This is a genomic window from Streptomyces sp. NBC_01537, from assembly GCF_045040445.1.
Lineage (GTDB): Bacteria > Actinomycetota > Actinomycetes > Streptomycetales > Streptomycetaceae > Actinacidiphila.
In genome coordinates, this window is sequence record NZ_CP109392.1 from 2,666,070 (window position 1) to 2,692,835 (window position 26,766).

A 26,766-nucleotide genomic window follows, 5' to 3' on the forward strand; every position below is an offset into this window, starting at 1 on the left:
GCGCGTCCGCCAGCCGAGCAGGACTTCACGGCCACCACATATCGCGCGCGGCCGAACAGCAGAGGAGCAAACCGGGGGATGTCCAGCGCTACCAGGGCCCGAAGCCGCAACGGCAGGCAGCAGGCGGCACGGGAAACAGCACATCAGGGGCAGCAGCAGGTGCCACAGCAGCGGCAGCCGGGTCAGCAGCCGGCCCGCGTCGGGCCGGTGGCTCCCAGGCTGCGCACGCGCGCCGGCAGTGTCGGCGGGATGCGGGTGCAGCAGCTCGTGTACGTGGAGCTGGCGGCGGCGCTGCTGCTGGTGGGCTGGGTGATCCACCCGATCGCCCTCGGGGTCACCGCCGTTGTCGCGGTCGGGCTGCTGGTCTTCGGGCTCGGCCGGCGCCGCAAGCGCCCCATGCCGGAGTGGATGGCCACCGTGCAGGCCATGAAGCGGCGCAAGAGGGGGTACGCGGAGCCGGCGCCGCACGGCACGGACCCGGCGTTCGCACCGGCCGTGGAGTGTGATCCGGCGCTGCGTACGTACGCCTACGCCGACCGCGACGAGCGGACCGTGGGCTTCGTCGGCGACGGGACCTTCCTGACCGCGATCGTGCAGGTGGAGGCGCCCGACGAGCCGCTGCGCCCGCAGCGCGGGACGCGGCCGCTGCCGCTGGACCTGCTGCACGCGGCGATGGACGTCGAGGACATCCACCTGGAGTCGGTGCAGCTGGTGCAGTACACCCAGCCCGCCCCGGCCCCGCATGTGCCCGAACAGGCCGTCTCCGTACGCTCCTACGCGCCGATCCAGGCCCAGTCGCAGACGCCGGCGGTCCGGCTGACCTGGGTCGCGCTCAAGCTCGACCCGGAGCTGTGCGCGGAGGCCGTGGCGGCGCGCGGCGGCGGGGTCGGCGGCGCCCAGCGGGCGCTGCTGCGGGCGGCCGACCAGCTGGCCAGCAGGCTGACGGGGCTGGGATTCCGGGCGAGCGTGCTGGACGAGCGGGAGATCGTGACAGCGGTGGGCATCGCCTCCTGCGTCAACCCTCGCGCCAACAACGGAGGTGCGGCGGCCCGCGACGGGCGGGCGGCCCGGCGCACCCAGGAGTCGGTGCGGGCCTGGCGTTGCGACGACCGCTGGCACACCACGTACTGGGTCGGCAACTGGCCGCAAATGGGCCCGGGGGCGGTGCAGTTGGCCGATCTGACGGCGCTGCTGACCTCGACGCCGGTGATGGCGACCACCTTCGCGCTGACCGCCTCGCGCGGTGCGCTCAACTCCCCCGCGCTGACCGGGTACGTACGGCTGGCGGCCCGCAGCGAGAACGAACTCGTCGCCGCCCGGCGCGTCCTGGAGAGCCGCAGCGGCACCGCCCGCGCCGGTCTCGTACGCCTTGACCGCGAGCAGCTTCCCGGCCTGCTGGCCACGCTCCCCCTCGGAGGTACGCGCTGATGTCCACGCCCACGTACGCCCCGGCGGGTGGCGGCTGGAACCAGGGCCCGGGCCAGCAGGGCCCCGGGCCAGGGCAGTTCCCCGGCCAGACGCCGGGCCAGATGCCCGGCCGGCCCTCGCACCTGCCCAGCCAGGGCCCCGGCCCCGACGAGCAGCTGCAGGGCCCGCCCCGTCGGCTGCGCCCCGGCTTCGGGCTGCGCGGCCCGCGTCGCGACCGGCATGTGCTGCCGGCCGATTCGCTGGGCGCGCTCTCCGTCCCGGTCGGCGACGACGGCGTCGTCATCGGCGTCGACCCGCAGAACCATCCCGCCGTCCTGGGCATCGCCCGGCCGACCCCGCTCGATGTGGTCGTCGTCGGCAGCATGTGGATCGCCCAGCTCGTCGCCCTGCGTACGGTCGCCGTCGGCGCCCGCGTCGCCGTCGAGACGGCCCGGCCCCCGGCCTGGGCGCCCATGGCGCAGGCCGCGGGCGGCGGCCAGCAGTCGGTGACGGTCCATGAGGTGCGCCAGCTCGCGCCGCAGGGCCCCTCGGTGACCAGCCCGGTCCTCGTCGTACGCGACTGCGGCGCCCGCCCGCCGCGCAGCCTGCTGGCGCCCAGCCCCTGGCAGTCCCTGCTCACGCTGCTTCCCTTCCTCGGACCGGACGCGCCCCGGCTGCTCGGGCGGGCCGATCTGATCGGCCTGCAGCGGCTGTCGCCGGAGGAGACCGAGGTCGTCACGCGCGTGCTGCGGCTGCCCCGGCAGGTCGCGGCGGCGCTGCCGACGCTGGGCGACAACGTGTTGCTCTGGTGCACGAAGGACCGGCAGCAGTTCGTCATGACGCAGCCGACGGACGCGGAGACCGGGCTGCTGGGCGCTCCACGCCGCATGGACTGACGGCGCCGCGGGCTGGCAGGGTTGTGTGCAGGCGTTCCACACGGTGGACGTCCTGCCCCAACCCGGACGGCACGCCGCACGATTAGGCTCATGACGGGGGACCGGGGTACGGGTTCGGGGTTCACGCCCCGGGATCCCGGGAGTACGCAAGTGTTGACCAGGAGGCGTAGTGAGCAGCGACCGGGACGTGAACGTGCCCGATGACGAGCGGGGAGAAGAGCCGCTTACGAGCGAGTTCAGCATCGATTTCACGCCTCCGGCTTGGTACACGCAGGCGAGCGGAGGCGGCGATACCGGCTCCTCCTCGCCGCCTGCCGCACCCACGCCGAGTCCGCCGCCGGCGTCACAGCCGGTGCCCCTGAGCGGTAGCCAGCCGGTGCCGCTGACCGGAGTCGCCCCGGCCGCGCCGGCCACCCCGGAGCCGGCCCCGGTGCCCGCGCCGGCTCCGCCCGCGACGCCGTCGGCCGGTGCGCCCGGGTTCCCGATGCTGCGGCCGAACGCGGCGGAGGAGCCGCCTGCCGCTCCCGCGCCCGCACCCGTTCCGGGGCCCGCTCCGGCCGCCCCGGCGCCGGATCCGGCCGCATCGGTCTGGGGCGCCTCGGACGACGAGGAGCCCGCGGCCGAGGAGACGCCGCAGCCCGAGCCCGAGGCCGCCCCCGAGCCCGCCCCGCAGCCGGCCGCCCCGGTGGCGCCCGTGGCCGAGGCCGCCCCGGAGCCGGCCGCCGAGCCCGCGCCGATGCCGCAGGCCGCGCCCATGCCGCCGCAGGCTCCGCAAGCACCGCAGGCCCAGGGCGCCCCGTGGCCGGGCCCTCCCTCGCCGCAGTCCGCCCCGCCCAGTGGCGCGGCCCCCTGGGGACCGCCCCCGCAGGGCCCCCCGCAAGGCCCCCCTCAGGGACAGCCGCCGCTGCCGCCGGGATACCAGCCCGCCGAGCAGCAGCCCTATCCGCAGCAGCCGTATCCCCAGCAGCCCCAGCCCCAGCCCGAGGGCCAGCCGCCGCCCGGTTACGGCTACCCCCAGCCCGCTCAGCCCGCGCCCGGTACGGCGTGGCAGCAGCAGCCCCAGCAGCAGCCGCCGCCCGGTTACGGCTACCCGCAGCAGCCGCAGCCGTACCCCCAGCAGCAGCCTCCGCAGGGCCAGCCGCAGCAACAGCCGCCGCCGGGCTACGGCTACCCCCAGCCCGGCGCGCCCATCCCGCAGCAGCAGCACGCCCCTCAGCCGCCGCAGCCCCAGCCGCCCCAGCCCGTCGCCGGTCCCCCGCAGCCCGTGGACCCGCGCAGCGGCGGCTGGCCGACGGTGCCGGACCAGGGCCAGCACCGCGGCGTGGCCGGGGCACCGCTCGGCTACACGGCGGCCGTCGAGCTGTCGTCCGACCGGCTGATCCGCAACCAGCCCAAGGCCCGCAAGCCCGGGGCGAACGCGCAGCCCAGCCGGTTCAAGCTCGGCGGGAAGAAGGAGATGGAGGAGCGCGAGCGCAAGCTGGCGCTGATCCGTACGCCGGTGATGTCCTGCTACCGGATCGCGGTGATCAGCCTCAAGGGCGGCGTCGGCAAGACCACGACCACCACCGCCCTCGGCTCCACGCTGGCCTCGGAGCGCCAGGACAAGATCCTCGCGATCGACGCCAACCCCGACGCCGGCACCCTGGGCCGCCGGGTCCGCCGCGAGACCGGCGCGACCATCCGTGACCTTGTGCAGAATCTCCCCAACCTGCACAGCTACATGGACATCCGCCGCTTCACCTCGCAGGCGTCCTCCGGCCTGGAGATCATCGCCAACGACGTCGACCCGGCGGTCTCCACGACCTTCAACGACGAGGACTACCGCCGCGTCATCGACCTGCTCGGCCGCCAGTACCCGATCATCCTCACCGACTCGGGCACCGGTCTCCTCTACAGCGCCATGCGCGGTGTCCTGGACCTCGCCGACCAGCTCATCGTCGTCTCCACCCCGTCGGTCGACGGTGCCAGCAGCGCCAGCACCACCCTGGACTGGCTCAGCGCGCACGGCTACGCCGACCTCGTCCAGCGCAGCATCACCGTCATCTCCGGCGTCCGCGAGACCGGCAAGATGATCAAGGTCGACGACATCGTCGCCCACTTCGAGACCCGCTGCCGCGGCGTCATCGTCGTCCCCTTCGACGAACACCTCGCCGCCGGCGCCGAAGTCGACCTCGACATGATGCGTCCCAAGACCCGCGAGGCCTACTTCACTCTCTCCGCCCTGGTCGCCGAGGACATGCTCCGCGCCCAGCAGGCCCAGGGCCTGTACGGACAACAGGCGTACGACCCCTACGGCCAGCCCCCGCCGCAGCACCAGGGGTACCCGCCGCAGCAGCCCCAACCGCAGCCCTACGAGCAGCAGCAGGGCTGGGGCCAGCAGCCCCCGCCCCCGCACCAGCAGCAGCCGCCGCAGGACCCCCAGCCCCAGCCCGGCTACGGCCAGCAGCCGCCCCCCGGCTGGCAGCAGGCCCCTGCGCCGGAGCCCCCGCCGGGACAGGGCTACCCGCCGGCTCCGCCGCCGGTCTGAGGAACCCGAGGAAACTGAGCAACCGCAGGGGGTCCGGGGGCGCTGCCCCCGGACCCCCTGAACGCTTTGCGGGCAGGGCTGAGTCAGCCTGCCGCGTCGTACGCGTCGACCAGTTCGCGGGCCCGCTTCACGTCGTCGGCCATCCGTTCCAGCAGGGCGTCGATCGAGTCGAACTTCTCCATGCCGCGCAGGTAGGTGAGGAAGTCGACGGCGACGTGCAGTCCGTAGAGGTCGAGGCCGACGCGGTCGATGGCGTACGCCTCGACGGTGCGGGCGGTGCCGTCGAAGTGGGGGTTGGTGCCGACGGAGATGGCGGCCGGCATGGCCTCGCCCTCGACGTGGAGCCAGCCGGCGTAGACGCCGTCGGCGGGGATGGCGGTGTGCGGGAGGGTCTCGACGTTGGCGGTGGGGTAGCCGAGGTCGCGGCCGCGCTGGGCGCCGCGGACGACGACGCCTTCGACGCGGTGGGGGCGGCCGAGGATCTCCATGGCGCCCTCGACGTCGCCTTCGGCGATGAGGCGGCGGGCGAGGGTGGAGGAGAAGGGGCTGCCGTCGCCGGCGTCGCCGGTGACGTAGAGGTCGATGATGTCGACCTCGTAGTCGTGGGTGAGGCCCATGGCGGAGAGGAAGCCGACATCGCCGGCGGCCTTGTGGCCGAAGCGGAAGTTGGGGCCCTCGACGACGAGTTTGGCGTGCAGGGCGTCGACGAGCACGGTGCCGATGAACTCGCCGGCGGTGAGCTGGGAGAACTCGGCGGTGAAGGGGAGGATCAGCAGCGCGTCGACGCCGAGCGCCTCCATGAGCTCTGCGCGCCGGTGGTGGGCGGCGAGCAGCGGGGGGTGGCTGCCGGGACGTACGACCTCGCTGGGGTGCGGGTCGAAGGTGACGACGACCGATTTGAGGCCCAGCTCACGGGCGCGTTCGACCGCCCGCCCGATGATCAGCTGGTGTCCGCGGTGGACACCGTCGTACGAGCCGATGGTGACGACGCTGCGTCCCCAGTCCCTGGGAACGTCCTCCAAGCCCCGCCAGCGCTGCACTGTGACCGCTCCTCGCCATTCCATTCGGCAATCTGCAGGTCCAAGACTGCCATGCCGCCGCCTCCCGCCGGGAACCGACCACCGCAGTGCGCCGACCGTCACAGCGCTAACGCGGCAGGCGGACCCGGATCGAGTTGCTCGAACGTGCGGCGGGTGCTCGGCCCGATCACGGCGTCCCAGCCGCCGCCGGGCGCGGCGAGCCAGCCGCGCACCTGGCGGGCGAAGCCGGGCGAGCCGGAGGCCAGCTGGACGAGCCTGAGGTCGAAGGAGGCGGCGCCCTCCGCCGTACGGCCCAGGAGCAGGCCGATCCGGTGGACGAGGTCACGGGTCATGGGCGCGGGGCGGCGGGCGCAGCCGTCGGCGGCGGCCTGGAGGAGGGTGTCGAGGACGCCGGGGTCGCGCTCGTGGTCCAGCAGGTCGTCGAGGAGCTCCTGGCGCAGCGGGCGGGAGGTGTGGGTGCCGGGCGCGGCGAGTACGGGCGCGAGGGCGCGCCGCACCTCGGGCGGGTGCTCGCGCAGCAGGCCGATGGTGAGCGGGAAGAGCACGGAACGGGCGGCGGGCCCGTGCTCCAGGCGCCGGTCGAGGTACGCGGCCACGTGTGAGGCCCCTTCGGGCCGGTGCTCCAGGTGGTCGCGTACGAGGGTGGCGACCCGGCGGGCCAGGGCGGGGGTGGTGACCTCCGCCAGCTCCCGCAGCACCTCGCCGGCGCCCTCGCCGGGCTCGCGCAGCCGGGCCTGGACGGCGGCGAACACCGGTTCCGGGTGTGCGGTGAGGGCGGTGACCAGGGCGCTCACCGGCAGTTGCGGGTCACCGGCGGCGAAGTGCCGCAGCGCGTCCGGGAGATGGCGGGAGCGGGTGACCGGGTCGCGTACGAGGAGGCCGAGGGCGCCGCCGTGCAGGGTGCAGTCGGCGGGGCGGGCGAGGACGGCGAGGGCGGCGTAGCGCAGCAGTTCGCGGTCGGCGGCCGAGGTGACGTGCGGGGCGGCCCGGAGCCCGTAGGAGATCGCCGCGACATGCCGTTCGGGCCGCTCCTCATGGGCCCAGCGGTCCACGGCGCGGCAGACGGCGGAGGGCTCGTCCTCGGCCAGGGCGGCCAGCAGCTCGTCGGCGCGGGGATGTGCGGCGGCGACCAGCACCTCGGTGAGGTCGTCCACGGCGCGCTGGCGGTGGGTGTGGAGCAGTGCCTGGGCGGCGGTGGCCACCGTGACGGCCGGGGCCTGTGCCGGGGCCTGTGCCGGGGCCTGTGCCGCGGTCTGGACCGGGGCCTGTGCCGCGGTCTGGAGGGGCCGCTCGTCGTCGAACCAGCCGCAGACGGCGGGCATCGCCACGCGCGGCCGGTCGCCGACCAGCTCGGCGACGGTGGTCAGGAACCGTTGCCCGGCGGGGCTGTTCGGGGGCGGGTCGGCCGGCAGCAGCAGGCGCAGGAGGTCCAGGCGGTCCGGGAGCGGGACGGCGAGCCGTAGCCAGAACCAGGGGCCGAACCGGCCGAGTCCGCCGAAGGCACTGCTGTCCTGGAAGCCGCCGCGTTCGATGGAGCGGGCGGTGATCCGCTGGGCGAGGAGCCGCAGGACACCCCAGTACGGCATCGCGTCCGGGACCCTCAGCAGCACTTCGCCCAGCAGGTGCGCCGCCCACCAGACGGCATCGCTCTGCCGGGGCTCGGCAGGCCCGGGCTCCCGGTCCCGGTCCAGGACCCGGACCAACTCCGCCAGGCGGCGGGCCAGTTCGATGGACCCGGATTCGCGGGCCATGAGCAGCAGCGACTGGACGACCGGCCCGATCCGGTGCCGGGGCACCGGCAGCGACCGGGGCCCGGCGGGCGGCGCCACCGGCGGGGCGGGCGGGACCGGCGGGCCGGGGGCGTGCCGGGCGGGCGAGGCCCGGCGCGAGGGCAGCCGGACGGGAGCTTCCTCGTCGTCCGGCGCGGGGGCGGCGGCGAACCAGCGGTGGACCAGGGCGTCCAGGGCCGCGTCCAGGTCGAGGTGGCGGCCCTGCAGCCAGTCCGCGAACTCCTCGTGCGCGAACCGGTATCCGGCCCCCGCCGGCACCACCAGGCCCTCGGTGAGCACCGCCGACGCCCACCCCTCCCGCCACGGGAACAGCTCCTCGAACGACTCCCGGTCCAGCTCCCCCTGCCCCGGCCCCAGACACCGCCGCGCCGCCTCGTGCGCCTGCCCCGCCACGCGGGCGGCCAGCCGCCGCACCGCCGGGCCCCGTACGGGACCGCCCGCCGCCAGCCGTACCGCGATCCGCAGGCACACCAGGTCCAGGTAGGCCGAGAAGACCTCGGCCCGGTCCGGCTCTCCCACCGCCGAGGTGTCCGGCAGCGCCGCCCGCACCTCCGAGAGCAGCCGCAGCGCCAGCGGGTGGGCCGCGTCCTGCTCCGCCAGGGCGCCGGCCGGGATCCCGTACCGGGCCCGGGCGCGCTCGGCCTGCGCCGGGGGCAGATCTCCGAGGCGTACGCAGTCCGGCAGCGCCCGGCTCGCGGCAGGTCCCCGGTCGCCTGCGCCGCCGCCGTGCAGCATCCCGCGCGGGAACAGCGAACCCGCCCGCTCCCAGTACTCCGGCCGGCACGCCACGACCAGCCGCACCCCGGCCGCCCGCAGCCAGCTCGCCGTCCCGGCGGTCCAGTCGGGCAGCGCGTGCGCCAGCAGGGACGGCATCTCCTCGGGCCCGTCCAGCAGCACGAGCAGCGGCCGCCCGGACGCCCGCGCCAGATGGGCGACGGCATCCGGCGAGGCGGCCGGCGGCTCCCCGGTCCCGCCCGCCGCGGCGTGCACGATGCGGGCGGCGGTGCGCAGCGACCGTTCCACCGCGTCCTTCACTCCCCCGTCCCCCGGCCGCAGTTCGGCCCCCCGCAGCCACATGGTCGGCTCCGGCCGGGCCCCCACCGCGCGTCGGGCGGCGAGCGCGGTCAGCTCCGTCGTACGCCCGCAGCCCGGGTCCCCGACCAGCCCGAGCACCAGCGGCTCCCCCGCCCCCGCGGCCAGGAACCGCTCCAGCTCCTCCGCCGTCCCGGGCCGCGCCACCGGCTCGCACCACTCCCGCGGCGCCCCCGCCGAGCCCACCGAGGTAGCCGTCAGCTGCAGCGCCCCCGCGAGGTTGAGGTGCCTCCCGTACGCCGGGACCGTGGCCGCGTTGCACGCCAGCAGCTCCCCCAGCGGCCCCCCGCTCCCCCGCAGCCGCAGCGCGAACCCGCTCGCCCTGTGCCCCGCCTGCAGCGCCGTCGCGACCACTCCCAGCACCGCGCCCGTCTCGGCGTCCAGCACCGGCGTCCCCGAGGCCTGCGGGTGCAGTGGCTGTTCCAGCGTCAGCTCGTACGCCTCTTCGAGCAGATGGAAGCGGTCCGTCGCGGTGTACGTCACCGGGGTGCTGCCCACGACCACCGCGTCCGTCCACGTACGCCCCCGCAACCGCACCCTCCCCTCCGGATGCGCGGGCCCCGACCCGGCCACCGGCAGCGGCGGCACCGCGAGCCCCTCCGTGGCCACCAGCGCGAGCCCCAACTCCGGCAGCGGCGTGACGGCGGTGGCGTCGACCAGGATCGTCTGGTCGCCGTGCGCGTGCAGCACGAGCCTGGGCAGCCCGTCCACGGCCTCATGGCTCGTCAGCAGCGTCCCCGCGCCGTCGGCGAGAAAGCCTGTGCCGCGCGGCCGTCCGGCCAGGTCACAGATCCGGACCAGCGCTTCGTCGACATCGGTGGCACGCCCCGTCATCCGCGCACCCTCCCCGACACAGTGCCCGTTACGCCCGTATCGACCGTAGAGGTCCGGTGATCGTCACAACAGATCTCCCGGCGAACGCGCCCCCCTGCACCACTCAATTCACTCCGAGCGCCCGTCCGATGGGGTGAATTGCCCCCGGCATGTGGATAGGGACAAGCGGAGGAGGGGAATCGTGCGGCGCGGGCCGGTCGCAAGGGGGAGGGCGGGCCCGCGCTGGACGGTATCGATGCGTTTTCGCTGCGCTCGGCTGGGCTGATTTTTCAGCCCGTCCGAGCGATTGAGGACCGGGGGTCCGGGGGCGGAGCCCCCCCACGCGGCGCCAGCCGCAAATCGGCTGGGGTCGGGAAGGGGCAGGGTGGGGGAAGCACCTCCCACCGCAGCCAACGGCCAGCCCGTCAGGCGAAGTTGGCGAGGATCTTCGACTCGCCGTCCTTGCCTTCCACCAACGCCAGGAAACGGTCGTCCGGACCGAACACGGCCGTCGGGCCGGCGCCCAGGCCGGGTGCCGGCAGCCGCCGGCCGTGCGAGAGCAGCCCCGCCTGCTCCGCGTCGACGTCCCACCGGGGGAACGCCGCGGCAGCGGCATCGCCGATCGGCAGGATGTCGAGGGAGTCCTCGAGCTGCTCCAGCGTGCGGGCCAGGCCGATCCCGTACGGCCCCACCCGGGTGCGCCGCAGAGCGGTGAGGTGGCCGCCGGTGCCGAGGCCGGCGCCGAGGTCGCGGGCGAGGGCCCTGATGTAGGTGCCGGAGGAGCACTCGACGGTGACGTCGAGGTCGACGAGGTCGCCCTCGCGCCGCAGGTCCTGGACGGTGAAGGAGGAGACCGTGACCGGCCGGGCGGGCAGCTCGAAGTCCTCGCCGCCGCGCACCCGCGCATAGGACCGTACGCCGTTGACCTTGATGGCGCTGACCTTGGACGGGACCTGGAGGATGTCACCCGTCAGCTCGGAGATCCCGGCGTCCACCGCCTCCCGGGTGACCGCGTCCGCCGAAGCGGTCGCCGTGACCTCCCCCTCGGCGTCGTCCGTGACCGTGGTCTGGCCGAGCCGGATCGTGGCGACGTACTCCTTACGGGTGAGGGCGAGGTGGCCGAGGAGCCGGGTGGCCTTCTCGACACCGATGACCAGGACACCGGTCGCCATCGGATCGAGCGTGCCGGCATGGCCGACCCGCCGGGTTCCGGCGAGTCGGCGCATGCGGGACACGACGCCGTGCGAGGTCAGGCCGGCCGGCTTGTCGACGATGACAAGGCCGTCCTTCATGCCTTGTCGTCCTCTTCTTCGTCCTCGTCGTCGACGAGGTCGTCGTCGTCCTCCGGCTTGCGGTACGGGTCCGCGTCGCCGGCGTAGGTCTTGTCGGTGGCGACCTTGCGCACCTCTTCGTCGATCGAGCGGGCCTTGGCCAGCAGGTCCTCGATCGTGCGCGCGTTCTCGGGGATCGCGTCGGCGACGAACGTCAGGGTCGGGGTGAAGCGCACCCCGGTCTGCCGTCCGACCTCGGAGCGCAGAACGCCCTTGGCGCTCTCCAGGGCGGCCGCCGAGGCGGCCCGCTCCTCGTCGGAGCCGAAGACCGTGTAGAAGACGGTCGCCTCCCGCAGGTCACCGGTGACCCGGGTGTCGGTGATCGTGACGTACCCCAGGCGCGGATCCTTGATCCGGCGCTGGAGGGTCTCGGCGACCACGACCCGGATGCGGTCCGCCAGCTTGCGCGCCCGCGCGGTGTCGGTCATGCGTGCTCTTCTCTCTACTCGTCTTCGTCGCCGTGGAGCCTGTGCCGAACCGACAGCAGGTCCACCTCGGGCCGGGCGGCCATCCAGCGCTCGCACCGGTCGAGTACGTCCTTGATGTGCCCGAGGTCCCCGGACACCACCGCCACGCCGATCTCGGCGCGACGGTACAGATCCTGACCGTCGATCTCCGCCACGCTCACCGAGAACCTGCGGTGCAGCTCGGCGACTATCGGGCGGACGACGGATCGCTTCTCCTTCAGCGACCGTACGTCGCCGAGAAGCAGGTCGAAGGACAGTGTCCCTACATACATGGGCATCAGGGCAAGCCGCCCTGTGAGGCCTCGTCGTGAACAGCATGAACTGCAATCACAACAGTACGGGCAACGGCCGGGGCCGATCGACGGAATTTACTCCGCCGACCGGCCCCGGCCTGAAACTGCGGCCTGAAGCTGCGGGCTGGATCAGCCGCGCGACTTCTCGCGCATCTCGTACGTCGCGATGACGTCGTCGATCTTGATGTCGTTGAAGTTGCCGAGGTTGATACCGCCCTCGTAACCCTCACGAATCTCGGTGACGTCGTCCTTGAAGCGGCGCAGACCCTCGATGTTGAGGCTCTCCGCGATGACCTTGCCGTCACGGATGAGGCGCGCCTTGGTGTTGCGCTTGACCTCGCCGGAGCGGATGAGGACACCGGCGATGTTGCCGAGCTTGCTGGAGCGGAAGATCTCGCGGATCTCGGCGGTGCCGAGCTCCACCTCCTCGTACTCCGGCTTGAGCAGACCCTTGAGGGCCGCCTCGATCTCCTCGATGGCCTGGTAGATCACCGAGTAGTAGCGGATGTCGACACCCTCGCGGTCGGCCATCTGCGTGGCGCGGCCTTCGGCGCGCACGTTGAAGCCGATCACGATGGCGTCGGAACCCGCCGCCAGGTTGATGTCGGACTCGGTGACCGCACCCACACCGCGGTGCAGGATGCGGATGTCGACCTCGTCGCCGACGTCGAGCTGGAGCAGCGAGGACTCGAGAGCCTCCACCGAACCGGACGCGTCGCCCTTGATGATGAGGTTGAGCTGCTGCACCTCGCCGGCCTTGAGCGCCTCGTCCAGGTTCTCCAGGGAGAACCGGACGCCCTTGCGGGCGAAGGCCGCGTTGCGCTCGCGCGCCGCGCGCTTCTCGGCGATCTGACGGGCCGTGCGGTCCTCGTCGACAACCAGGAAGTTGTCGCCGGCGCCCGGCACGTTGGTCAGACCGAGCACCAGGACCGGGGTCGAGGGGGTGGCCTCTTCGACGTTGTTGCCGTTGTCGTCGAGCATGGCCCGGACACGGCCGTACGCGTCGCCGACGACCATCGTGTCGCCGACCCGCAGGGTGCCGCGCTGGACGAGCACGGTGGCCACGGCGCCGCGGCCGCGGTCGAGGTGGGCCTCGATGGCGATGCCCTGTGCGTCCTGCTCCGGGTTGGCCCGCAGGTCGAGCGAGGCGTCGGCGGTGAGGACCACGGCCTCCAGCAGGCTGTCGATGTGCAGGCCCTGCTTGGCGGAGATGTCGACGAACATGGTGTCGCCGCCGTACTCCTCGGCCACCAGGCCGAACTCGGTCAGCTGACCGCGCACCTTCACCGGGTCCGCGCCCTCGACGTCGATCTTGTTGACCGCGACCACGATCGGGACGCCGGCGGCCTTGGCGTGGTTGAGCGCCTCGATCGTCTGCGGCATCACGCCGTCGTTGGCCGCGACCACCAGGATCGCGATGTCGGTGGACTTGGCACCACGGGCACGCATGGCGGTGAACGCCTCGTGGCCCGGGGTGTCGATGAAGGTGATCTTGCGCTCTTCGCCGTTGACCTCGGCAGCGACCTGGTAGGCACCGATGTGCTGGGTGATGCCACCGGCCTCGCCCGCGACCACATTGGTCTTGCGGATCGCGTCGAGCAGGCGGGTCTTACCGTGGTCGACGTGACCCATGACGGTCACGACCGGCGGACGGGAGACGAGTGCTTCCTCGCCGCCCTCGTCCTCGCCGAACTCGATGTCGAAGGACTCGAGCAGCTCGCGGTCCTCCTCCTCCGGGCTGACGATCTCCAGGACGTAGTTCATCTCGGTCGCCAGCAGCTGCAGCGTGTCGTCGGACACGGACTGCGTCGCGGTGACCATCTCGCCGAGGTTGAGCATCACCTGGACGAGCGACGCCGGGTTGGCGCCGATCTTCTCGGCGAAGTCGGTCAGCGAGGAGCCACGGCGCAGGCGCACAGCGGCACCGTTGCCACGGGGCAGCAGCACGCCGCCCACGGACGGGGCCTGCATGGCCTCGTACTCCTGGCGCCTCTGACGCTTGCTCTTGCGCCCACGGGCCGGACGGCCACCGGGGCCACGGCCGAAGGCACCCTGCGTGCCACCACGGGCACCCGGGCCGCCGGGACGGCCGCCGAAGCCGCCGGGACGGGGACCGAAGCCACCGCCACCGCCGGGAGCGCCGCCACCCGGACGGGGGCCGCCGAAGCCGCCGCCGCCACCGGGACGACCGCCGCCGCCACCGCCACCGCCGGGACGGCCGGCGAAGCCGCCGCCACCGCCGCCGGGACGACCGGCACCGCCGCCACCGGGACCGCCGGGACGCGCGCCCGGACCGCCGGGACGGCCGCCGGGGCCGCCGCCGGGACGACCGGGGGCACCGCCGGCAGCGGGACGCTGCGGCATCATGCCCGGGTTGGGACGCGGGCCCGAGGACTGCGGACGGGGCATGCCGCCGGGGCTCGGACGGTCGCCGCCCGGACGCGGGGCACCACCGGGACGCGGAGCGCCGCCGGGGCCACCGGCACCGGGACGGGCGCCACCGGGACGGGGCATACCGCCGGGAGCACCCTGGCCGCCGGGACGCGGGGGACGCTCGCCGGGAGCGCCGCCGTCACGACGGTCGCCGCCGGGACGCGGGGCGCCACCGGGGCGCTGCATACCGGTGGAGCCGGAGGACGTGAACGGGTTGTTGCCCGGACGGGGACCCGCCGGACGAGCGCCGCCGGGGCGCGGGGCGCCCTGGCCGGGACGGCCGCCTTCGCGGCGGTCGCCGCCCTGCTGGCCGCCGGCCGGGGCCGGACGGGCCGGACGCGGACCGGGGGTCGCGCCGGAGCGCGGGGCGGACGGCGCGGAGGGCGCCGAGGGCTGCGCCGGAGCCGGGGCGGAGAACTCCGCCTGCGGCACCGGGGTGACCGGGGCGGGCCTGGCCGGAGCCGGAGCCTGCGCGGCCGGAGCCGGAGCCGGAGCCGGGGTGACCGGGGCGGCGGGAGCCGCCGGGGCCGGCTTGGGACCCGGACGCGGGCCCGGGGCGGGCGCGGAGCCCGCGGGACGCGGACCGGCCGCCGGGGTGACGGGTGAGGCGGCCGCGGGCTTGGGGCCCGGGGCAGCAGGACGAGCCGGCGCGCCCGGAGTGGGGGCGCCCGGCCTTGCGGGGCGCGGAGCCCCGGGCTTGGCAGCAGAGGGCTTGCCGGCGGAACCGCCGCCAGGACCCTGCAATGCGTCAGTCAGCTTGCGAACAACCGGCGCCTCGATCGTCGAGGACGCCGAACGGACGAATTCGCCAAGTTCTTGGAGCTTGGCCATGACGACCTTGCTCTCAACTCCGAACTCCTTGGCGAGTTCGTATACCCGGACCTTAGCCACTTCGCTCCTTCTGAGGTCCGGGGTGGTCGTCCGCCGGACCGTCGCTACTTCATGGGCGTACTCATCGCGTGCTCATCGAGTGCTCATCGCAATCTCGACCTACTTCCAACTCGCGGGGTACCTGACCGCACGGTGTATCCGTGCGTTCCGTGCTCTCTTACGGTGTTGCCTGCTCGACGTGCCGTCGCAAGTCCGCGGTTTCGAGCGTCCCCTGGACCCGTAGGGCCCGTGGGAACGCCCGGCGGCGGACCGCCAGGTCGAGACAGGCGGTGGCAGGGTGCACATAGGCACCCCGACCGGGCAGCGTACCGCGATCATCAGGGACCAGTTCATCCCCGATCACCACCACACGCAGCAGATCCTTCTTGGCCGTTCGCTCCCGGCAACCGATGCAGGTGCGCTCCGGGCATGCAGGGCTGTGCGTCCGGCCAGACACTGTTAAGTCTACCTCCCCGCGCCGGTCTCACCCCTTCGGGTTATTCGACGCACGGTTATTCGATGGTTACTGCCCGGACTGGTCGGCCTGCTCGGTGTCCGGCCGGATGTCGATCCGCCAGCCGGTCAGCCGCGCGGCCAAGCGGGCGTTCTGGCCCTCCTTGCCGATCGCCAGCGACAGCTGGTAGTCCGGCACCGTCACCCGGGCCGACCTCGCGCCCAGGTCCACGACCTCGACCTTGCTCACCCGTGCGGGTGACAGCGCGTTCGCCACCATCTCCGCGGGGTCGTCCGACCAGTCGACGATGTCGATCTTCTCGCCGTGCAGCTCCGCCATGACCGCCCGCACCCGGGCGCCCATCGGGCCGATGCAGGCGCCCTTGGCGTTCAGCCCGGACCGCGTCGACCGCACCGCGATCTTCGTACGGTGCCCGGCCTCGCGCGCGATCGCCGAGATCTCCACCGACCCGTCCGCGATCTCCGGCACCTCGAGCGCGAAGAGCTTCTTCACCAGGTTCGGGTGTGTGCGGGACAGCGTCACCGAAGGGCCGCGTACGCCCTTGGCCACCCGGACGACGTACGAGCGCAGCCGGATGCCGTGCTTGTACTCCTCGCCCGGCACCTGCTCCTGCACCGGCAGGATCGCCTCCAGCCGGCCGATGTCGACCAGCACGTTCTTGGGGTCCTTGCCCTGCTGGACGATGCCCGTGACGATGTCGCCCTCGCGGCCGGCGAACTCACCGAAGGTGATCTCGTCCTCCGCGTCCCGCAGCCGCTGCAGGATGACCTGCTTGGCCGTCGTGGCCGCGATCCGCCCGAAGCCGCCCGGGGTGTCGTCGAACTCGCGCGGCGCCTCCCCGTCCGGGGTCTCCGACGCCTCTTCCTTCGCCCACACGGTCACATGGCCGTTGGTGCGGTCCAGCTCCACCCGGGCGTTCCGGCGGCTGCCCGGCTCCCGGTGGTACGCGATGAGGAGAGCCGACTCGATCGCCTCGACCAGGAGGTCGAACGAGATCTCCTTCTCCCGTACCAGTCCCCGCAGGGCACTCATGTCGATGTCCACGACTACGCCTCCTCAGTGCTCTCGTCGCCGTCGGTGCCGGCGTCAGCCGTGTCCTCCGCGCCGTCGTCTTCCATGTCCTTGCGGTTGAACTCGATCTCGATGCGCGCGCGGGTGATCTCCGGGAACGTGATCCGTCCCGGCTTGGGCTTGCGCCCCTTGACCCCCGGGATCTCCAGATCGATCCCTTCTTCGTCCACCGCGAGCATCCGCGCGACCAGGTCGCCCCCGGCGCTCAGCGTGAACTTGACCAGCCGGCCCTCGTTGCGGCGGAAGTGCCGCGGCTCGGTCAGCGGCCGGTCCAGCCCCGGTGAGCTGACCTCCAGCAGGTACTCCCCGTCGCCCATCGCGTCCGAGGCGTCCAGCGCCTGCGAGATCTCCCGGCTCAGCTCCGCCACCGCGTCCAGCTGCACGCCCTCGTCGGAATCCACCACGACCAGCAGCTGCCGGCGCTTGCCGGCCGACGTCACCCTGACCTCTTCCAGATCCAGTCCCGCCTTGGCGGCGAGCGGCTCCAGCAGCCCGCGCAGCCTCTCGCTCTGGGTGGTGCTCATCCGGGTGACTCCTCGGCCGCGTGTGCTGTTGTAGTGGGGAACGTCGCGTGTCGGCCCAAAGCCTATCGGTTCCGGCAGCGCGACCGCGATTCGGGCCTTTCGGCCACCCGCGTGCCCGCCGATGGCCCAGGGCCTGTCTTGTGGATCTCCGTGGGAGAAGGAGCGGTGCCCGCCGCGCCAGCGGCTGATGTCTCTGCGGTGCCTGCGGTCGCAAGACGGAGGAGGGAGGCAACGCGGTGGGGGCACCTCCCAGCGTCTAGCTGGGGGACGTTGTCGACCGACGACAAGGCCGCGAGCGCTGGTGCCAGGGCACGCGACGCCACGGAGATCCACAAGACAGGCCCTCGCGCACCCGCAACCACCCACGAGGGCGGGGCGCAGGTACGCTCACCTGTGATGATCAGCGCAACGAATCCGGCGGGCCCACGCAGGCGCGCCCTGCTCGCCATGCCAGCGGCCGCCGCCGCGCTGCTCGGTGGCTGCTCCGAACCCGCCGTGCGCAAGGTCGGCGCGACGACGCGCGCCGCCTCGCCCGACGGCGCCGCGCTGCGCGCGACCGCAGGCCGCGACAGCGTACGGCTGCTGGCCCTGTACGACGCCGCCCTCGCCGCGCACCCCGCACTCGCCCGGCTGCTCGAACCGCTGCGGGACGATGTCGCCCGGCACGCGCAGGCGTTCGGCGCGCAGGAGCACCCGGTGTCCGCCTCGCCCGAGGCGCCCACCACCGCCGCGGACACCGTCGCGGCCCTCGCCTCCGCGGAGAAGTCGCTCGCGGACGCCCGCACCACCGCGCTGCTGGACGCGCCGCCGGAGCTGGCCCGGCTGCTGGCCTCGGTGGCGGCGGCCGGCGCCGCGCACGTGACTCTGCTCAAGGAAGGCTGAACACCCGCATGGCAGAGCAGAAGCCGCTCGCGGCCGTGCAGGCCGCACTCGCCGCCGAGCATGCCGCCGTCTACGGCTACGGCGTCGTCGGCGCCCGCATCTCGGCCGCCCGCGAGGCCGAGGCGCGCGCGGCGTACGACGCCCACCGCGCCCGGCGCGACACCCTGCGCCGTACGGCCACCGACCTCGGCGGCACGCCGGTCGCGGCGGCGGCCGCCTACACGCTGCCCTTCGCGGTGCCGGGCTCCGCGGCGGCCGTACGCCTGGCGGCGGACCTGGAGGACCGGGTCGCGGCCGTCTACGCCGACCTGGTCCGCGCCGCCACCGCGGACCTGCGGCGGGACGCGGCCGGGTGGCTGCGCGAGGCCGCTGTCCGGGCTGTCCGCTGGCGGGGCGAGAGCGTAGCCTTCCCGGGGCTGGCCGAACGGGCGGCGGACCCGGTATCGGCCTCGCCGTCGGCCGTGGCCCCGTCCCCGACCCCGTCCCCGTCCCCGGCCTGATGGAGGGAAGACAGCCACGATGACGCAACTTCAGCCGCCGGAGCGACTGGTCCGCACCGTCAGCGCCTGGGAGGGCGAGGCCGGCCGAGCCTGGCTCGAAGCCCTCCCCGGACGCGTCGCGGACCACCTCGGGCGGTGGGAGCTGCGGGCCGAGCGGGTCTTCAACCCGGGCGGCCACATCAGCATGATCGTGCTCGTCCGGCGGGCCGACGGCACGCCCGCCGTCCTCAAGGCCGGCATGGTCAACGCCGAGACCCGGCACGAACACGCCGCCCTCGCCCGCTGGGACGGCCGCGGCGCGGTGCGTCTGCTCGACGCCGATCCGGCGGACGGCGTCCTGCTCCTGGAGCGACTGCAGGGTGACGTCTCCCTGCGGTCACTGCCCGAGCAGAAGGCCATGCTGGAGGCTTCCGCCCTCCTCCAGCGGCTGTGGGTGCCGCCGGGCGACGACCACCCCTTCGACTCGGTCGCCGACCACACGGCCCGGCTCACCACCACGCTGCGCGCCCGGCGCGAGCAGGCGTGGGCGGCCGACGTCCGCCAACTGATCGACGAAGCGCTCGACGCGCGGGAGCGCGCGCTCTCCGAGCCCGTCACGGACGTGCTGCTGCACGGCGACTACCACCACGGCAACGTCCTCGCCGCCGACCGCACGCCCTGGCTCGCCATCGACCCCAAACCCCTCGTCGGCGACCCCGCCTACGACCTCGCCTGGCTCGTCCGCGACCGCCTCGACACCCTCGCCGCCTCCCCCGGCGCCGAGTCCGCCGCCCGCCGCCGCGTCACCAAGCTCGCCGACTCCCTCGACCTCGACCGCGAGCGCCTCCGCGCCTGGGCCCTCTTCCGAGCCGTCGAAGCCGGCGTCTGGAGCCTGTCCGTAGGCGACCACGCCCCGGCGGAACTCCTGCTCGAATTCGCCGGCTGGCTCTGATCCTTGACGCGCCTCTCGCGGGCGCTTCGCTGGCTTCGAGCCGCTGCGCCGGACTCCGTCCGTCGTGCCGGGGGTACCGCAGGCCCGGGTTGGGGGCAGGCGTCCCGCCCAGCGGGACGACTGCCCCCAACCCACGGGTCAGCGGGCCAGCCGGGCCAGGGCCTCGTCGACCGGCAGGTCCTCGCGCTCGCCGGTGCGGCGGTCCTTGAGCTCGACGACGCCCTCGGCGGCCCGGCGGCCGACGACGAGGATCGTCGGGACCCCGATGAGCTCGGCGTCGGTGAACTTGACGCCGGGCGAGACCCCGGCGCGGTCGTCGACGAGCACCCGTACGCCGGCCGCGTGCAGCTTGTCCGCGAGTTCGAGGGCGAGTTCGGTCTGGAGGGCCTTGCCGGCCGCGACCACGTGCACGTCCGCCGGGGCGATCTCGCGCGGCCAGCACAGGCCCTGGGCGTCGTGCGTCTGCTCGGCGAGAGCGGCGACGGCGCGGGAGACCCCGATGCCGTACGAACCCATCGTGACCCGCACCGGCTTGCCGTTCTGGCCGAGGACATCGAGCTCGAAGGCGTCCGCATATTTACGTCCGAGCTGGAAGATGTGGCCGACCTCGATGGCGCGGTCGAGCCGCAGACCCGCGCCGCAGACGGGGCAGGGGTCACCGGGGCGGACGACGACGACGTCCAGGTGGCGGTCGACCTCGAAGTCCCGGCCGGCGACGACACTGCGGGCGTGCTTGCCGGGGGCGTTGGCCCCGGTGATCCAGGCCGTGCCGGGGGCGATGCGCGGGTCGGCGATGAAGGGGACGCCGGACAGTCCCTGGGGGCCGACGTAGCCCTTGACGAGGTCGGGCCGCGCTGCGAAGTCCTCGGCGGTGACCAACTCGACGACGGCCGGGGCGAGGTGCTCGCCGAGCTTGCCGAGGTCGACCTCGCGGTCGCCGGGGACACCGACAGCGGTGATCTTGCCGTCGATCTTCACCAGCAGGTTCTTCAGGGTGGCCGAGGCCGGGACGCCCAGGTGCGCGGCGAGCGTCTCGATCGTCGGGGTGTCGGGGGTGTCGAGGATCTCGACGGGGCCGTGCGCGGAGCCGTCGGCCGCCACCACGGCGGTCGTGACCGCCTCCGTGTTGGCCGCGAAGTCGCAGGCCGGGCAGTCGGCGAAGGTGTCCTCGCCCGCCCCGGCCGGGGCGAGGAACTCCTCGGACGCGGAGCCGCCCATCGCGCCGGAGACGGCGGAGACGATCCGGAAGTCGAAGCCGAGCCGCCGGAAAATCCGGATGTAGGCCTCGCGGTGGAGGCGGTAGGCCTCGGCGAGGCCCTCGTCCGTGGTGTCGAAGGAGTACGAGTCCTTCATCTGGAACTCGCGGCCGCGCAGCACGCCGGAGCGGGGCCGGGCCTCGTCGCGGAACTTGGTCTGGATCTGGTAGAGGATCACCGGCAGGTCCTTGTAGGACGAGCACTGGTCCTTGACCGTCAGGGTGAAGATCTCCTCGTGCGTCGGCCCGAGCAGATAGTCCGCGCCCTTGCGGTCGGTCAGGCGGAACAGCAGATCGCCGTACTCCGACCAGCGGCCCGTCGCCTCGTAGGGCTCGCGCGGCAGCAGCGCGGGCAGCAGGACCTCCTGGCCGCCGATGGCGTCCATCTCCTCGCGGATGACGCGCGAGACGTTCTCCAGCACCCGCTTGCCCAGCGGCAGCCAGGCCCACATCCCCGCGGAGGTGCGGCGGACGTACCCGGCGCGGACCAGGAGCTTGTGGCTCGCGGTCTCGGCGTCGGCCGGGTCGTCGCGCAGCGTCTTGAGCATCAGACGGGACATGCGCAGGACCATGGTGTTCTCCAGGGGGCGGTGCCAGTTGGCGGTGCCAGGTAGGTGCCGGGGGATTGCCGGAAAGCCTATCCGTTACCGGCGCAGCGGCAGTACGGCGCCCATCACCGCGTACGGGCTCGCGGCGCTCGGGAAGTGCACGGGGCGGGCCAGGTCGGCGTAGCCGAGCGCCCGGTAGAGGCGGCGGGCGCGGCTCTCGGTGTCGATGGCGGACAGGATGCTGCGCGGCTGGGCGGCGGCGTCGGTGATGGTGGTGATCAGCCCGCGGCCGAGGCCGCGGCCCTGGAAGCGGGGGTGGACGTGGAGCTCGGTGATGGTGAAGGAGTCGTCGAGCCAGTCGTCGGTGCCGGTCCGGCGCATGTAGGGCTCGACTACGGTCGACCACCAGTGGGAGCGGCTGTTGGGCATCCCGTAGACGAAGCCGACCAGCCGGTCGCCGGGCGCGATGGCGGCCAGGGCGCGTACGCCGGGGTAGGTGAGGTGCCGGAGCACGATCTGGCGGCGGATGGCGATCTCGTCGTCGCCGAGCCCGAAGGCGACGGCCTGCACGGCCAGGGCGTCGTCGACCCGGGCGGCGAGATCGACCGGGGCGATCACCACGTCATCCATGGGCGGGGACACTACTAGAACAGCACGCTCATGAACGCGCCGACCTCGGTGAAGCCGACGCGGTGATACGCGGCGCGGGCCGGGGTGTTGTAGTCGTTGACGTAGAGGCTGACGACCGGCGCGACGTCGCGCAGCGCGTAGTGGAGTACCGCGGACATCCCGGTCTCGCTCAGGCCCCGGCCGCGGTGTTCGGGGGCGACCCAGACGCCCTGGATCTGGCAGGCGTGCCGGGTGACCGCACCGATCTCGGCCTTGAAGACCACCCGGCCGTCCTCTATGCGGGCGAAGGACCGCCCGGTGGTGACGAGTTCGGCGACGCGGGCCTGGTAGAGCAGGCCGCCGTCGCCGGCGAGCGGGGACACGCCGACCTCTTCGGTGAACATCGCGACGCAGGCCGGCATGATCACGTCGATCTCGTCGCGCCGGACCCGGCGGACGTGCGGGTCGGGCGCTATGTCGGCGGGGAGCGAGCGGGTGACCATCAGCGGCTGGCGGGCGCGGACTTCGCGGGCCGGGCCCCAGCTCGGCTCCAGCAGGGACCACAGCTCGGCGGTGGGCCCGGCCGGGCCGACGATGGACGAGCAGCGGCGGCCGGTACGGCGGGCGCGCTCGGCGAAGGCCCGGATCGCCTCGGGCACGGCGCAGATGGGGACGAGGTTGGCCCCGGCGTAGCAGAGCGAGGTCAGCCGTCCGCCCGCGTACCAGCCCCACATCTCACCGCCGAGCCGCCACGGGTCCAGGCCCGCCACGTTCACCCGCGACGCGACGAAGGCGTTGGCGACCGGGTCGCGGCCCAGCACCTCCAGGGCGGCTTCGAGATCGCCGGGCTCCAGGACTCTCGTGGTGGTCGTCGTCAACACGGTTGGGCGCCTCACCGTACGGGCCGCAGCGGTAGCAAGTCCCCGCACTTTACCTCCGCGGGGGCGGACCGCGCGCCCCCGTTGCCCCGTCCCCGCCGTGGTCGCCTGCATCTGCGGGCCGCCTGTGGCTGGTCGCGCAGTTCCCCGCGCCCCTTCGGGCGCGGGCGAACCGCGAACGAGGCCATCAGGGGCGCGGGGAACTGCGCGACCAGCCCACCACGGGCGCGCGCCGTGGGCACCGGGCTCGGACCGAGCGCCTAGCTGATGCTGACCTGGGGCTCGCCGGACATGACGCCATCCGCTTCCATCTGCTCGGCGAGCTTCATGGCCTCTTCGATGAGCGTCTCGACGATCTTGGACTCGGGGACGGTCTTGATGACCTCGCCCTTGACGAAGATCTGGCCCTTGCCGTTGCCGGAGGCGACGCCGAGGTCGGCCTCGCGGGCCTCGCCGGGGCCGTTGACGACGCAGCCCATGACGGCGACGCGCAGCGGGACCTCCATGCCCTCCAGACCGGCGGTGACCTGGTCGGCGAGCTTGTAGACGTCGACCTGGGCCCGCCCGCACGACGGGCAGGAGACGATCTCCAGGCGGCGCTGCTTGAGGTTGAGGGACTCCAGGATCTGCAGGCCCACCTTGACCTCCTCCGCCGGAGGGGCGGACAGCGAGACCCGGATCGTGTCGCCGATGCCCTCGCTGAGCAGCGCGCCGAAGGCGACGGCCGACTTGATGGTGCCCTGGAAGGCGGGACCGGCCTCGGTGACGCCCAGGTGCAGCGGGTAGTCGCACTGGGCGGCGAGCTGCCGGTAGGCGTTGACCATGACGACCGGGTCGTTGTGCTTGACGGAGATCTTGATGTCGCGGAAGCCGTGCTCCTCGAACAGTGAGCACTCCCACAGCGCGGACTCCACCAGCGCCTCGGGGGTGGCCTTGCCGTACTTCGCGAGCAGCCGCTTGTCCAGGGAGCCGGCGTTGACGCCGATCCGGATCGGGGTGCCGGCCGCGGCGGCGGCCTTCGCGATCTCCTTGACCTTGTCGTCGAACTGCTTGATGTTGCCGGGGTTGACCCGGACCGCCGCGCAGCCCGCGTCGATCGCGGCGAAGACGTACTTCGGCTGGAAGTGGATGTCCGCGATCACCGGGATCTGCGACTTCCTGGCGATTGTGGCGAGCGCGTCCGCGTCGTCCTGCGTCGGGCAGGCGACGCGCACGATCTGGCAGCCGGAGGCGGTGAGCTCGGCGATCTGCTGGAGGGTGGCGCCGATGTCCGCGGTGACGGTCGTGGTCATGGACTGGACGGAGACCGGTGCGTCGCCGCCGACGGCCACCGATCCGACCTGGATCTTGCGGCTCGGTCGGCGGTCGGCGAGCTTGATCGGAACGGACGGGATCCCGAGCGAAATCGCGGTCATGTGCGTGCAGTCCCCAAGAGTGTGGATCGAGGTCCCGGCGGCGTGGGCGGGCTCCGCTTACCGAGATTACGGCACCCGGCCCACGCACCTGACCCACGGCTAGGTCAAACGCACCGGATTGATGAGATCCGCGGCCATCACCAGGGCGGTGAAGCAGATGAAAATTCCGGCGATGACATAGGCGACCGGCATCAGCTTGGCCACGTCGAAGGGGCCGGGGTCGGGCCGCCGGAAGACCTTGGCGATGTTGCGGCGTACGGACTCCCACAGCGCGCCCGCGATGTGCCCGCCGTCGAGCGGGAGCAGCGGGAGCATGTTGAACAGGAAGAGGGAGAGGTTGATCCCGGCGAGCAGGCTCAGGAAGAAGGCGATCCGCTGGGTGGCCGGGATGTGCATGGCCAGGACGTCGCCGCCGATGCGGGCCGCGCCGATCATGCCGACCGGGGAGTCCTGTTTGCGCTCGGCGCCGTTGAAGACCGCGTTCCACAGGTCGGGGACCTTGGACGGCAGGGCGGCGAGCGATTCGACGCCGCTTTGGGCCATGTCGCCCATCCGGTCGATGGACTGGCCGAATCCGAGCTGTACGACCTCGTTGGCGGGGGTGAAGCCGAGGAACCCGGCCGTCACGTACTCGCCCTCGGCGTAGCCGCCGTTGCCGTCGGTCTTGGTGACCTTGTTCTTGATCAGGTCGGCGTGCAGGGTCACCGTCTGCCCCTTGCGCAGGACGGTGATGGTCGCCGGGCCGGTGGTCTTGCGGATCTGCTCCTGGAGCACGGACCACTGGGTGATGTCGACCGAAGTGCCGTTGAAGGAGATGATCCGGTCGCCCGCCAGCAGTCCGGCCTTCTTGGCCGGCGACTCGGCGTACTTGTTGCTGGCGCAGGGGTTCTTGGCCTTCAGCGCCGCCTCGTCGGACTGCGAGATGACGCAGTCCGAGACCTGGCTGACGGTGGTGGTCTGGGTCGCCTGGCCGAAGCCCATCAGGACCAGCAGGAACAGCACGAAGGCCAGGATCAGGTTCATGAACGGCCCGGCGAACATGACGATGACGCGCTTCCACGGCTTGCGCGTGTAGAACAGCCGGTCCTCGTCGCCCGGCTTGATCTCCTCGTACGACGCCGCGCGGGCGTCCTCGATCATGCCGCGCCAGGGCGAGGTGGACCGTGCCGTCACCCGGCCGTCGTCCCCGGGCGGGAACATCCCGATCATGCGGATGTAGCCGCCGAGCGGGATCCACTTGACGCCGTACTCGGTCTCCCCCTTGTGCCGGGACCACAGGGTCGGGCCGAAGCCGACCATGTACTGCGGCACGCGGATCTTGAAGAGCTTGGCGGTGGAGAGGTGGCCGAGCTCGTGCCAGGCGATGGAGATCAGGAGGCCGAAGAAGAATACGACGATCCCGATAACCGTCATGAGTGCCGTCATACGCCTGCAGCCTCCGTAGTCGCCTGCTGTGCCTGCTGTGCTGCCAGTTCGCGTGCCCGTGCCCGTGCCCAGGTCTCCGCTTCGAGGACGTCCTCGACGGTGAGCGGAGTTCCCGCCACCGGCGTGCCATGCTCCTCCACCACCGCCGCGACGGTGTCCACGATCCCGGTGAACGGCAAGCGGCCGTTCAGGAACGCGTCGACGCACTCCTCGTTGGCCGCGTTGAACACCGCGGGCGCGGTGCCCCCGAGGCTACCGACATGGCGGGCGAGCGCCACCGACGGGAAGGCCTCGTCGTCGAGCGGGAAGAAGGTCCAGGTCGCGGCCTTGGTCCAGTCGCAGCCCGGTGCGGCGTCCGGCACACGCTCGGGCCAGCCGAGGCCCAGCGCGATCGGCATCCGCATGTCGGGCGGGCTGACCTGGGCCAGCGTGGAGCCGTCAGTGAATTCCACCATCGAGTGGATATACGACTGCGGATGGACGACGACCTCAATGCGATCGAAGGGAATGTCGTAGAGCAGATGGGCCTCGATGACCTCCAGGCCCTTGTTCACCAGCGTCGCCGAGTTGATCGTGACCACCGGCCCCATGTCCCAGGTCGGGTGCGCGAGCGCCTGCTCCGGGGTGACCCCGGCCAGCTCCTCCTTGGTACGCCCCCGGAAGGGGCCCCCGGAGGCGGTGACCACCAGCTTGCGGACCTCGCTGCGGGTGCCGCCCATCAGCGCCTGGAACAGCGCCGAGTGCTCGGAGTCCACCGGCACGATCTGCCCGGGCTTCGCCACGGCCTTCACCAGCGGCCCGCCGACGATCAGCGACTCCTTGTTGGCCAGGATCAGGATCCGGTCCGCCTCCAGCGCCGCCAGCGTCGGCCGCAGTCCGATCGACCCGGTGATCCCGTTGAGCACCGAGTGACACTGCGACCGCGCCAGCTCCGTCGCCGCGTCCGGCCCGGCCAGGATCTCCGGCAGCGGCTCGCTTCCGTACCGCGCCGTGAGTGCCTCGCGCAGCGGCCCGGCCGCCTGCTCGTCGGCGACTCCCACGGCCCGTACGCCCAGCCTGTGCGCCTGCTCGGCGAGCAGCCCGACGCGGCCGCCGGCGGCGGACAGGGCCACCACCCGGAAGCGGTCGGGGTTGCGCAGCACGACGTCGATGGCCTGGGTGCCGATCGATCCGGTCGAGCCGAGGATCACTATGTCCCGGCGGCCGTCGGTCGGGGTGTGACCGGGGAGGCGGAGATGCGGGTCGGCGAGAGAGTCCGTCATCCCTCCATTGTGGCCGGTCCCGCTGGCGGCGG

Annotated in this window: 21 protein-coding genes; 6 read left to right on the forward strand and 15 right to left on the reverse strand. The window is 73.2% G+C overall.

Features of this window, described 5'->3' with window-relative positions:
- Positions 1-78 precede the first annotated feature (78 nt).
- The 3 genes from eccE to OG607_RS12255 all read left to right on the forward strand — a co-directional run bounded on the left by eccE (position 79) and on the right by OG607_RS12255 (position 4,830).
- A complete protein-coding gene (gene eccE, locus OG607_RS12245; RefSeq protein ID WP_405722451.1) occupies positions 79-1,428 on the forward strand; it encodes a type VII secretion protein EccE in 1,350 nt (449 codons plus the stop codon).
- Positions 1,428-2,303 carry a hypothetical protein gene (locus tag OG607_RS12250; RefSeq protein WP_405722453.1) on the forward strand — a complete coding sequence of 292 codons (876 nt, stop codon included), beginning with the start codon at positions 1,428-1,430 and terminating at the stop codon, positions 2,301-2,303. Before eccE ends, OG607_RS12250 begins: the two co-directional genes overlap by 1 nt.
- 376 nt (positions 2,304-2,679) lie before the next feature.
- Positions 2,680-4,830, forward strand: coding sequence for a MinD/ParA family protein (locus OG607_RS12255; protein WP_405722455.1), 2,151 nt, complete (start codon positions 2,680-2,682; stop codon positions 4,828-4,830).
- An 83-nt stretch (positions 4,831-4,913) separates the two neighbouring features.
- Here OG607_RS12255 and OG607_RS12260 read toward each other — a convergent pair whose 3' ends face one another.
- From OG607_RS12260 to rimP, 9 genes are all read right to left on the reverse strand, one after another.
- Positions 4,914-5,870, reverse strand: coding sequence for a bifunctional riboflavin kinase/FAD synthetase (locus OG607_RS12260; RefSeq protein WP_405722456.1), 957 nt, complete (start codon positions 5,868-5,870; stop codon positions 4,914-4,916).
- A 98-nt stretch (positions 5,871-5,968) separates the two neighbouring features.
- Positions 5,969-9,586 (reverse strand): trypsin-like peptidase domain-containing protein, encoded by a 3,618-nt coding sequence (locus OG607_RS12265; RefSeq protein ID WP_405722459.1) that lies wholly within the window; start codon positions 9,584-9,586, stop codon positions 5,969-5,971.
- Positions 9,587-9,990: 404 nt separating this feature from the next.
- Positions 9,991-10,857 carry a tRNA pseudouridine(55) synthase TruB gene (gene truB, locus OG607_RS12270; protein ID WP_405722460.1) on the reverse strand — a complete coding sequence of 289 codons (867 nt, stop codon included), beginning with the start codon at positions 10,855-10,857 and terminating at the stop codon, positions 9,991-9,993.
- Positions 10,854-11,324, reverse strand: coding sequence for a 30S ribosome-binding factor RbfA (gene rbfA, locus OG607_RS12275; protein ID WP_405722462.1), 471 nt, complete (start codon positions 11,322-11,324; stop codon positions 10,854-10,856). The genes truB and rbfA overlap by 4 nt, the downstream gene beginning before the upstream one ends.
- A gap of 14 nt (positions 11,325-11,338) precedes the next feature.
- Positions 11,339-11,635, reverse strand: a complete 297-nt coding sequence (locus OG607_RS12280) for a DUF503 domain-containing protein (RefSeq protein WP_329311782.1) — start codon at positions 11,633-11,635, stop codon at positions 11,339-11,341.
- Between the two features lie 150 nt (positions 11,636-11,785).
- Positions 11,786-14,980 (reverse strand): translation initiation factor IF-2, encoded by a 3,195-nt coding sequence (infB, locus tag OG607_RS12285; protein WP_405722465.1) that lies wholly within the window; start codon positions 14,978-14,980, stop codon positions 11,786-11,788.
- Between the two features lie 157 nt (positions 14,981-15,137).
- A complete protein-coding gene (locus OG607_RS12290) occupies positions 15,138-15,416 on the reverse strand; it encodes a YlxR family protein (RefSeq protein WP_405722468.1) in 279 nt (92 codons plus the stop codon).
- Between the two features lie 66 nt (positions 15,417-15,482).
- Positions 15,483-16,478: a transcription termination factor NusA gene (nusA, locus tag OG607_RS12295; protein ID WP_405722470.1), complete on the reverse strand. Its 996-nt coding sequence runs from the start codon at positions 16,476-16,478 to the stop codon at positions 15,483-15,485.
- 2 nt (positions 16,479-16,480) lie between these two features.
- Positions 16,481-17,029 (reverse strand): ribosome maturation factor RimP, encoded by a 549-nt coding sequence (gene rimP / locus OG607_RS12300; protein ID WP_405722471.1) that lies wholly within the window; start codon positions 17,027-17,029, stop codon positions 16,481-16,483.
- A 396-nt stretch (positions 17,030-17,425) separates the two neighbouring features.
- On the opposite strand from rimP, the gene OG607_RS12305 reads away from it, so the two are divergent.
- The 3 genes from OG607_RS12305 to OG607_RS12315 are packed head-to-tail and all read left to right on the forward strand — an operon-like array spanning position 17,426 to position 19,342.
- Positions 17,426-17,911 (forward strand): hypothetical protein, encoded by a 486-nt coding sequence (locus tag OG607_RS12305; RefSeq protein ID WP_405722473.1) that lies wholly within the window; start codon positions 17,426-17,428, stop codon positions 17,909-17,911.
- 8 nt (positions 17,912-17,919) lie between these two features.
- A complete protein-coding gene (locus OG607_RS12310; RefSeq protein WP_405722475.1) occupies positions 17,920-18,411 on the forward strand; it encodes a ferritin-like domain-containing protein in 492 nt (163 codons plus the stop codon).
- 19 nt (positions 18,412-18,430) lie between these two features.
- Positions 18,431-19,342, forward strand: coding sequence for an aminoglycoside phosphotransferase family protein (locus OG607_RS12315; protein WP_405722476.1), 912 nt, complete (start codon positions 18,431-18,433; stop codon positions 19,340-19,342).
- 138 nt (positions 19,343-19,480) lie between these two features.
- On the opposite strand, the gene OG607_RS12320 is transcribed toward OG607_RS12315, so the two are convergent.
- The 6 genes from OG607_RS12320 to dxr all read right to left on the reverse strand — a co-directional run bounded on the left by OG607_RS12320 (position 19,481) and on the right by dxr (position 26,734).
- Positions 19,481-21,169 carry a proline--tRNA ligase gene (locus OG607_RS12320; RefSeq protein WP_405722477.1) on the reverse strand — a complete coding sequence of 563 codons (1,689 nt, stop codon included), beginning with the start codon at positions 21,167-21,169 and terminating at the stop codon, positions 19,481-19,483.
- A gap of 72 nt (positions 21,170-21,241) precedes the next feature.
- Positions 21,242-21,775: a GNAT family N-acetyltransferase gene (locus tag OG607_RS12325; protein WP_405722479.1), complete on the reverse strand. Its 534-nt coding sequence runs from the start codon at positions 21,773-21,775 to the stop codon at positions 21,242-21,244.
- Between the two features lie 14 nt (positions 21,776-21,789).
- Positions 21,790-22,635: a GNAT family N-acetyltransferase gene (locus OG607_RS12330; RefSeq protein ID WP_405722481.1), complete on the reverse strand. Its 846-nt coding sequence runs from the start codon at positions 22,633-22,635 to the stop codon at positions 21,790-21,792.
- Between the two features lie 257 nt (positions 22,636-22,892).
- On the reverse strand, positions 22,893-24,047 hold the full coding sequence (gene ispG, locus OG607_RS12335) for a flavodoxin-dependent (E)-4-hydroxy-3-methylbut-2-enyl-diphosphate synthase (RefSeq protein WP_405722483.1): 1,155 nt from the start codon (positions 24,045-24,047) through the stop codon (positions 22,893-22,895).
- 99 nt (positions 24,048-24,146) lie between these two features.
- Positions 24,147-25,472 carry a M50 family metallopeptidase gene (locus OG607_RS12340; protein WP_405722485.1) on the reverse strand — a complete coding sequence of 442 codons (1,326 nt, stop codon included), beginning with the start codon at positions 25,470-25,472 and terminating at the stop codon, positions 24,147-24,149.
- Entirely contained in the window at positions 25,469-26,734 is a 1,266-nt protein-coding gene (gene dxr / locus OG607_RS12345) for a 1-deoxy-D-xylulose-5-phosphate reductoisomerase (RefSeq protein WP_405722487.1), read from the reverse strand. The genes OG607_RS12340 and dxr overlap by 4 nt, the downstream gene beginning before the upstream one ends.
- Positions 26,735-26,766: the final 32 nt, after the last annotated feature.

Excerpts from the sequence above, each read along its gene's own strand:
- eccE (WP_405722451.1), top strand. The coding sequence starts at position 79 with ATGTCCAGCGCTACCAGGGCCCGAAGCCGCAACGGCAGGCAGCAGGCG.
- OG607_RS12250 (WP_405722453.1), top strand. The coding sequence starts at position 1,428 with ATGTCCACGCCCACGTACGCCCCGGCGGGTGGCGGCTGGAACCAGGGC.
- OG607_RS12265 (WP_405722459.1), bottom strand. The coding sequence starts at position 9,586 with ATGACGGGGCGTGCCACCGATGTCGACGAAGCGCTGGTCCGGATCTGT.
- truB (WP_405722460.1), bottom strand. The coding sequence starts at position 10,857 with ATGAAGGACGGCCTTGTCATCGTCGACAAGCCGGCCGGCCTGACCTCG.
- rbfA (WP_405722462.1), bottom strand. The coding sequence starts at position 11,324 with ATGACCGACACCGCGCGGGCGCGCAAGCTGGCGGACCGCATCCGGGTC.
- OG607_RS12280 (WP_329311782.1), bottom strand. The coding sequence starts at position 11,635 with ATGTATGTAGGGACACTGTCCTTCGACCTGCTTCTCGGCGACGTACGG.
- rimP (WP_405722471.1), bottom strand. The coding sequence starts at position 17,029 with ATGAGCACCACCCAGAGCGAGAGGCTGCGCGGGCTGCTGGAGCCGCTC.
- OG607_RS12305 (WP_405722473.1), top strand. The coding sequence starts at position 17,426 with ATGATCAGCGCAACGAATCCGGCGGGCCCACGCAGGCGCGCCCTGCTC.
- OG607_RS12310 (WP_405722475.1), top strand. The coding sequence starts at position 17,920 with ATGGCAGAGCAGAAGCCGCTCGCGGCCGTGCAGGCCGCACTCGCCGCC.
- OG607_RS12315 (WP_405722476.1), top strand. The coding sequence starts at position 18,431 with ATGACGCAACTTCAGCCGCCGGAGCGACTGGTCCGCACCGTCAGCGCC.
- OG607_RS12320 (WP_405722477.1), bottom strand. The coding sequence starts at position 21,169 with ATGGTCCTGCGCATGTCCCGTCTGATGCTCAAGACGCTGCGCGACGAC.
- OG607_RS12325 (WP_405722479.1), bottom strand. The coding sequence starts at position 21,775 with ATGGATGACGTGGTGATCGCCCCGGTCGATCTCGCCGCCCGGGTCGAC.
- ispG (WP_405722483.1), bottom strand. The coding sequence starts at position 24,047 with ATGACCGCGATTTCGCTCGGGATCCCGTCCGTTCCGATCAAGCTCGCC.
- OG607_RS12340 (WP_405722485.1), bottom strand. The coding sequence starts at position 25,472 with ATGACGGCACTCATGACGGTTATCGGGATCGTCGTATTCTTCTTCGGC.
- dxr (WP_405722487.1), bottom strand. The coding sequence starts at position 26,734 with ATGACGGACTCTCTCGCCGACCCGCATCTCCGCCTCCCCGGTCACACC.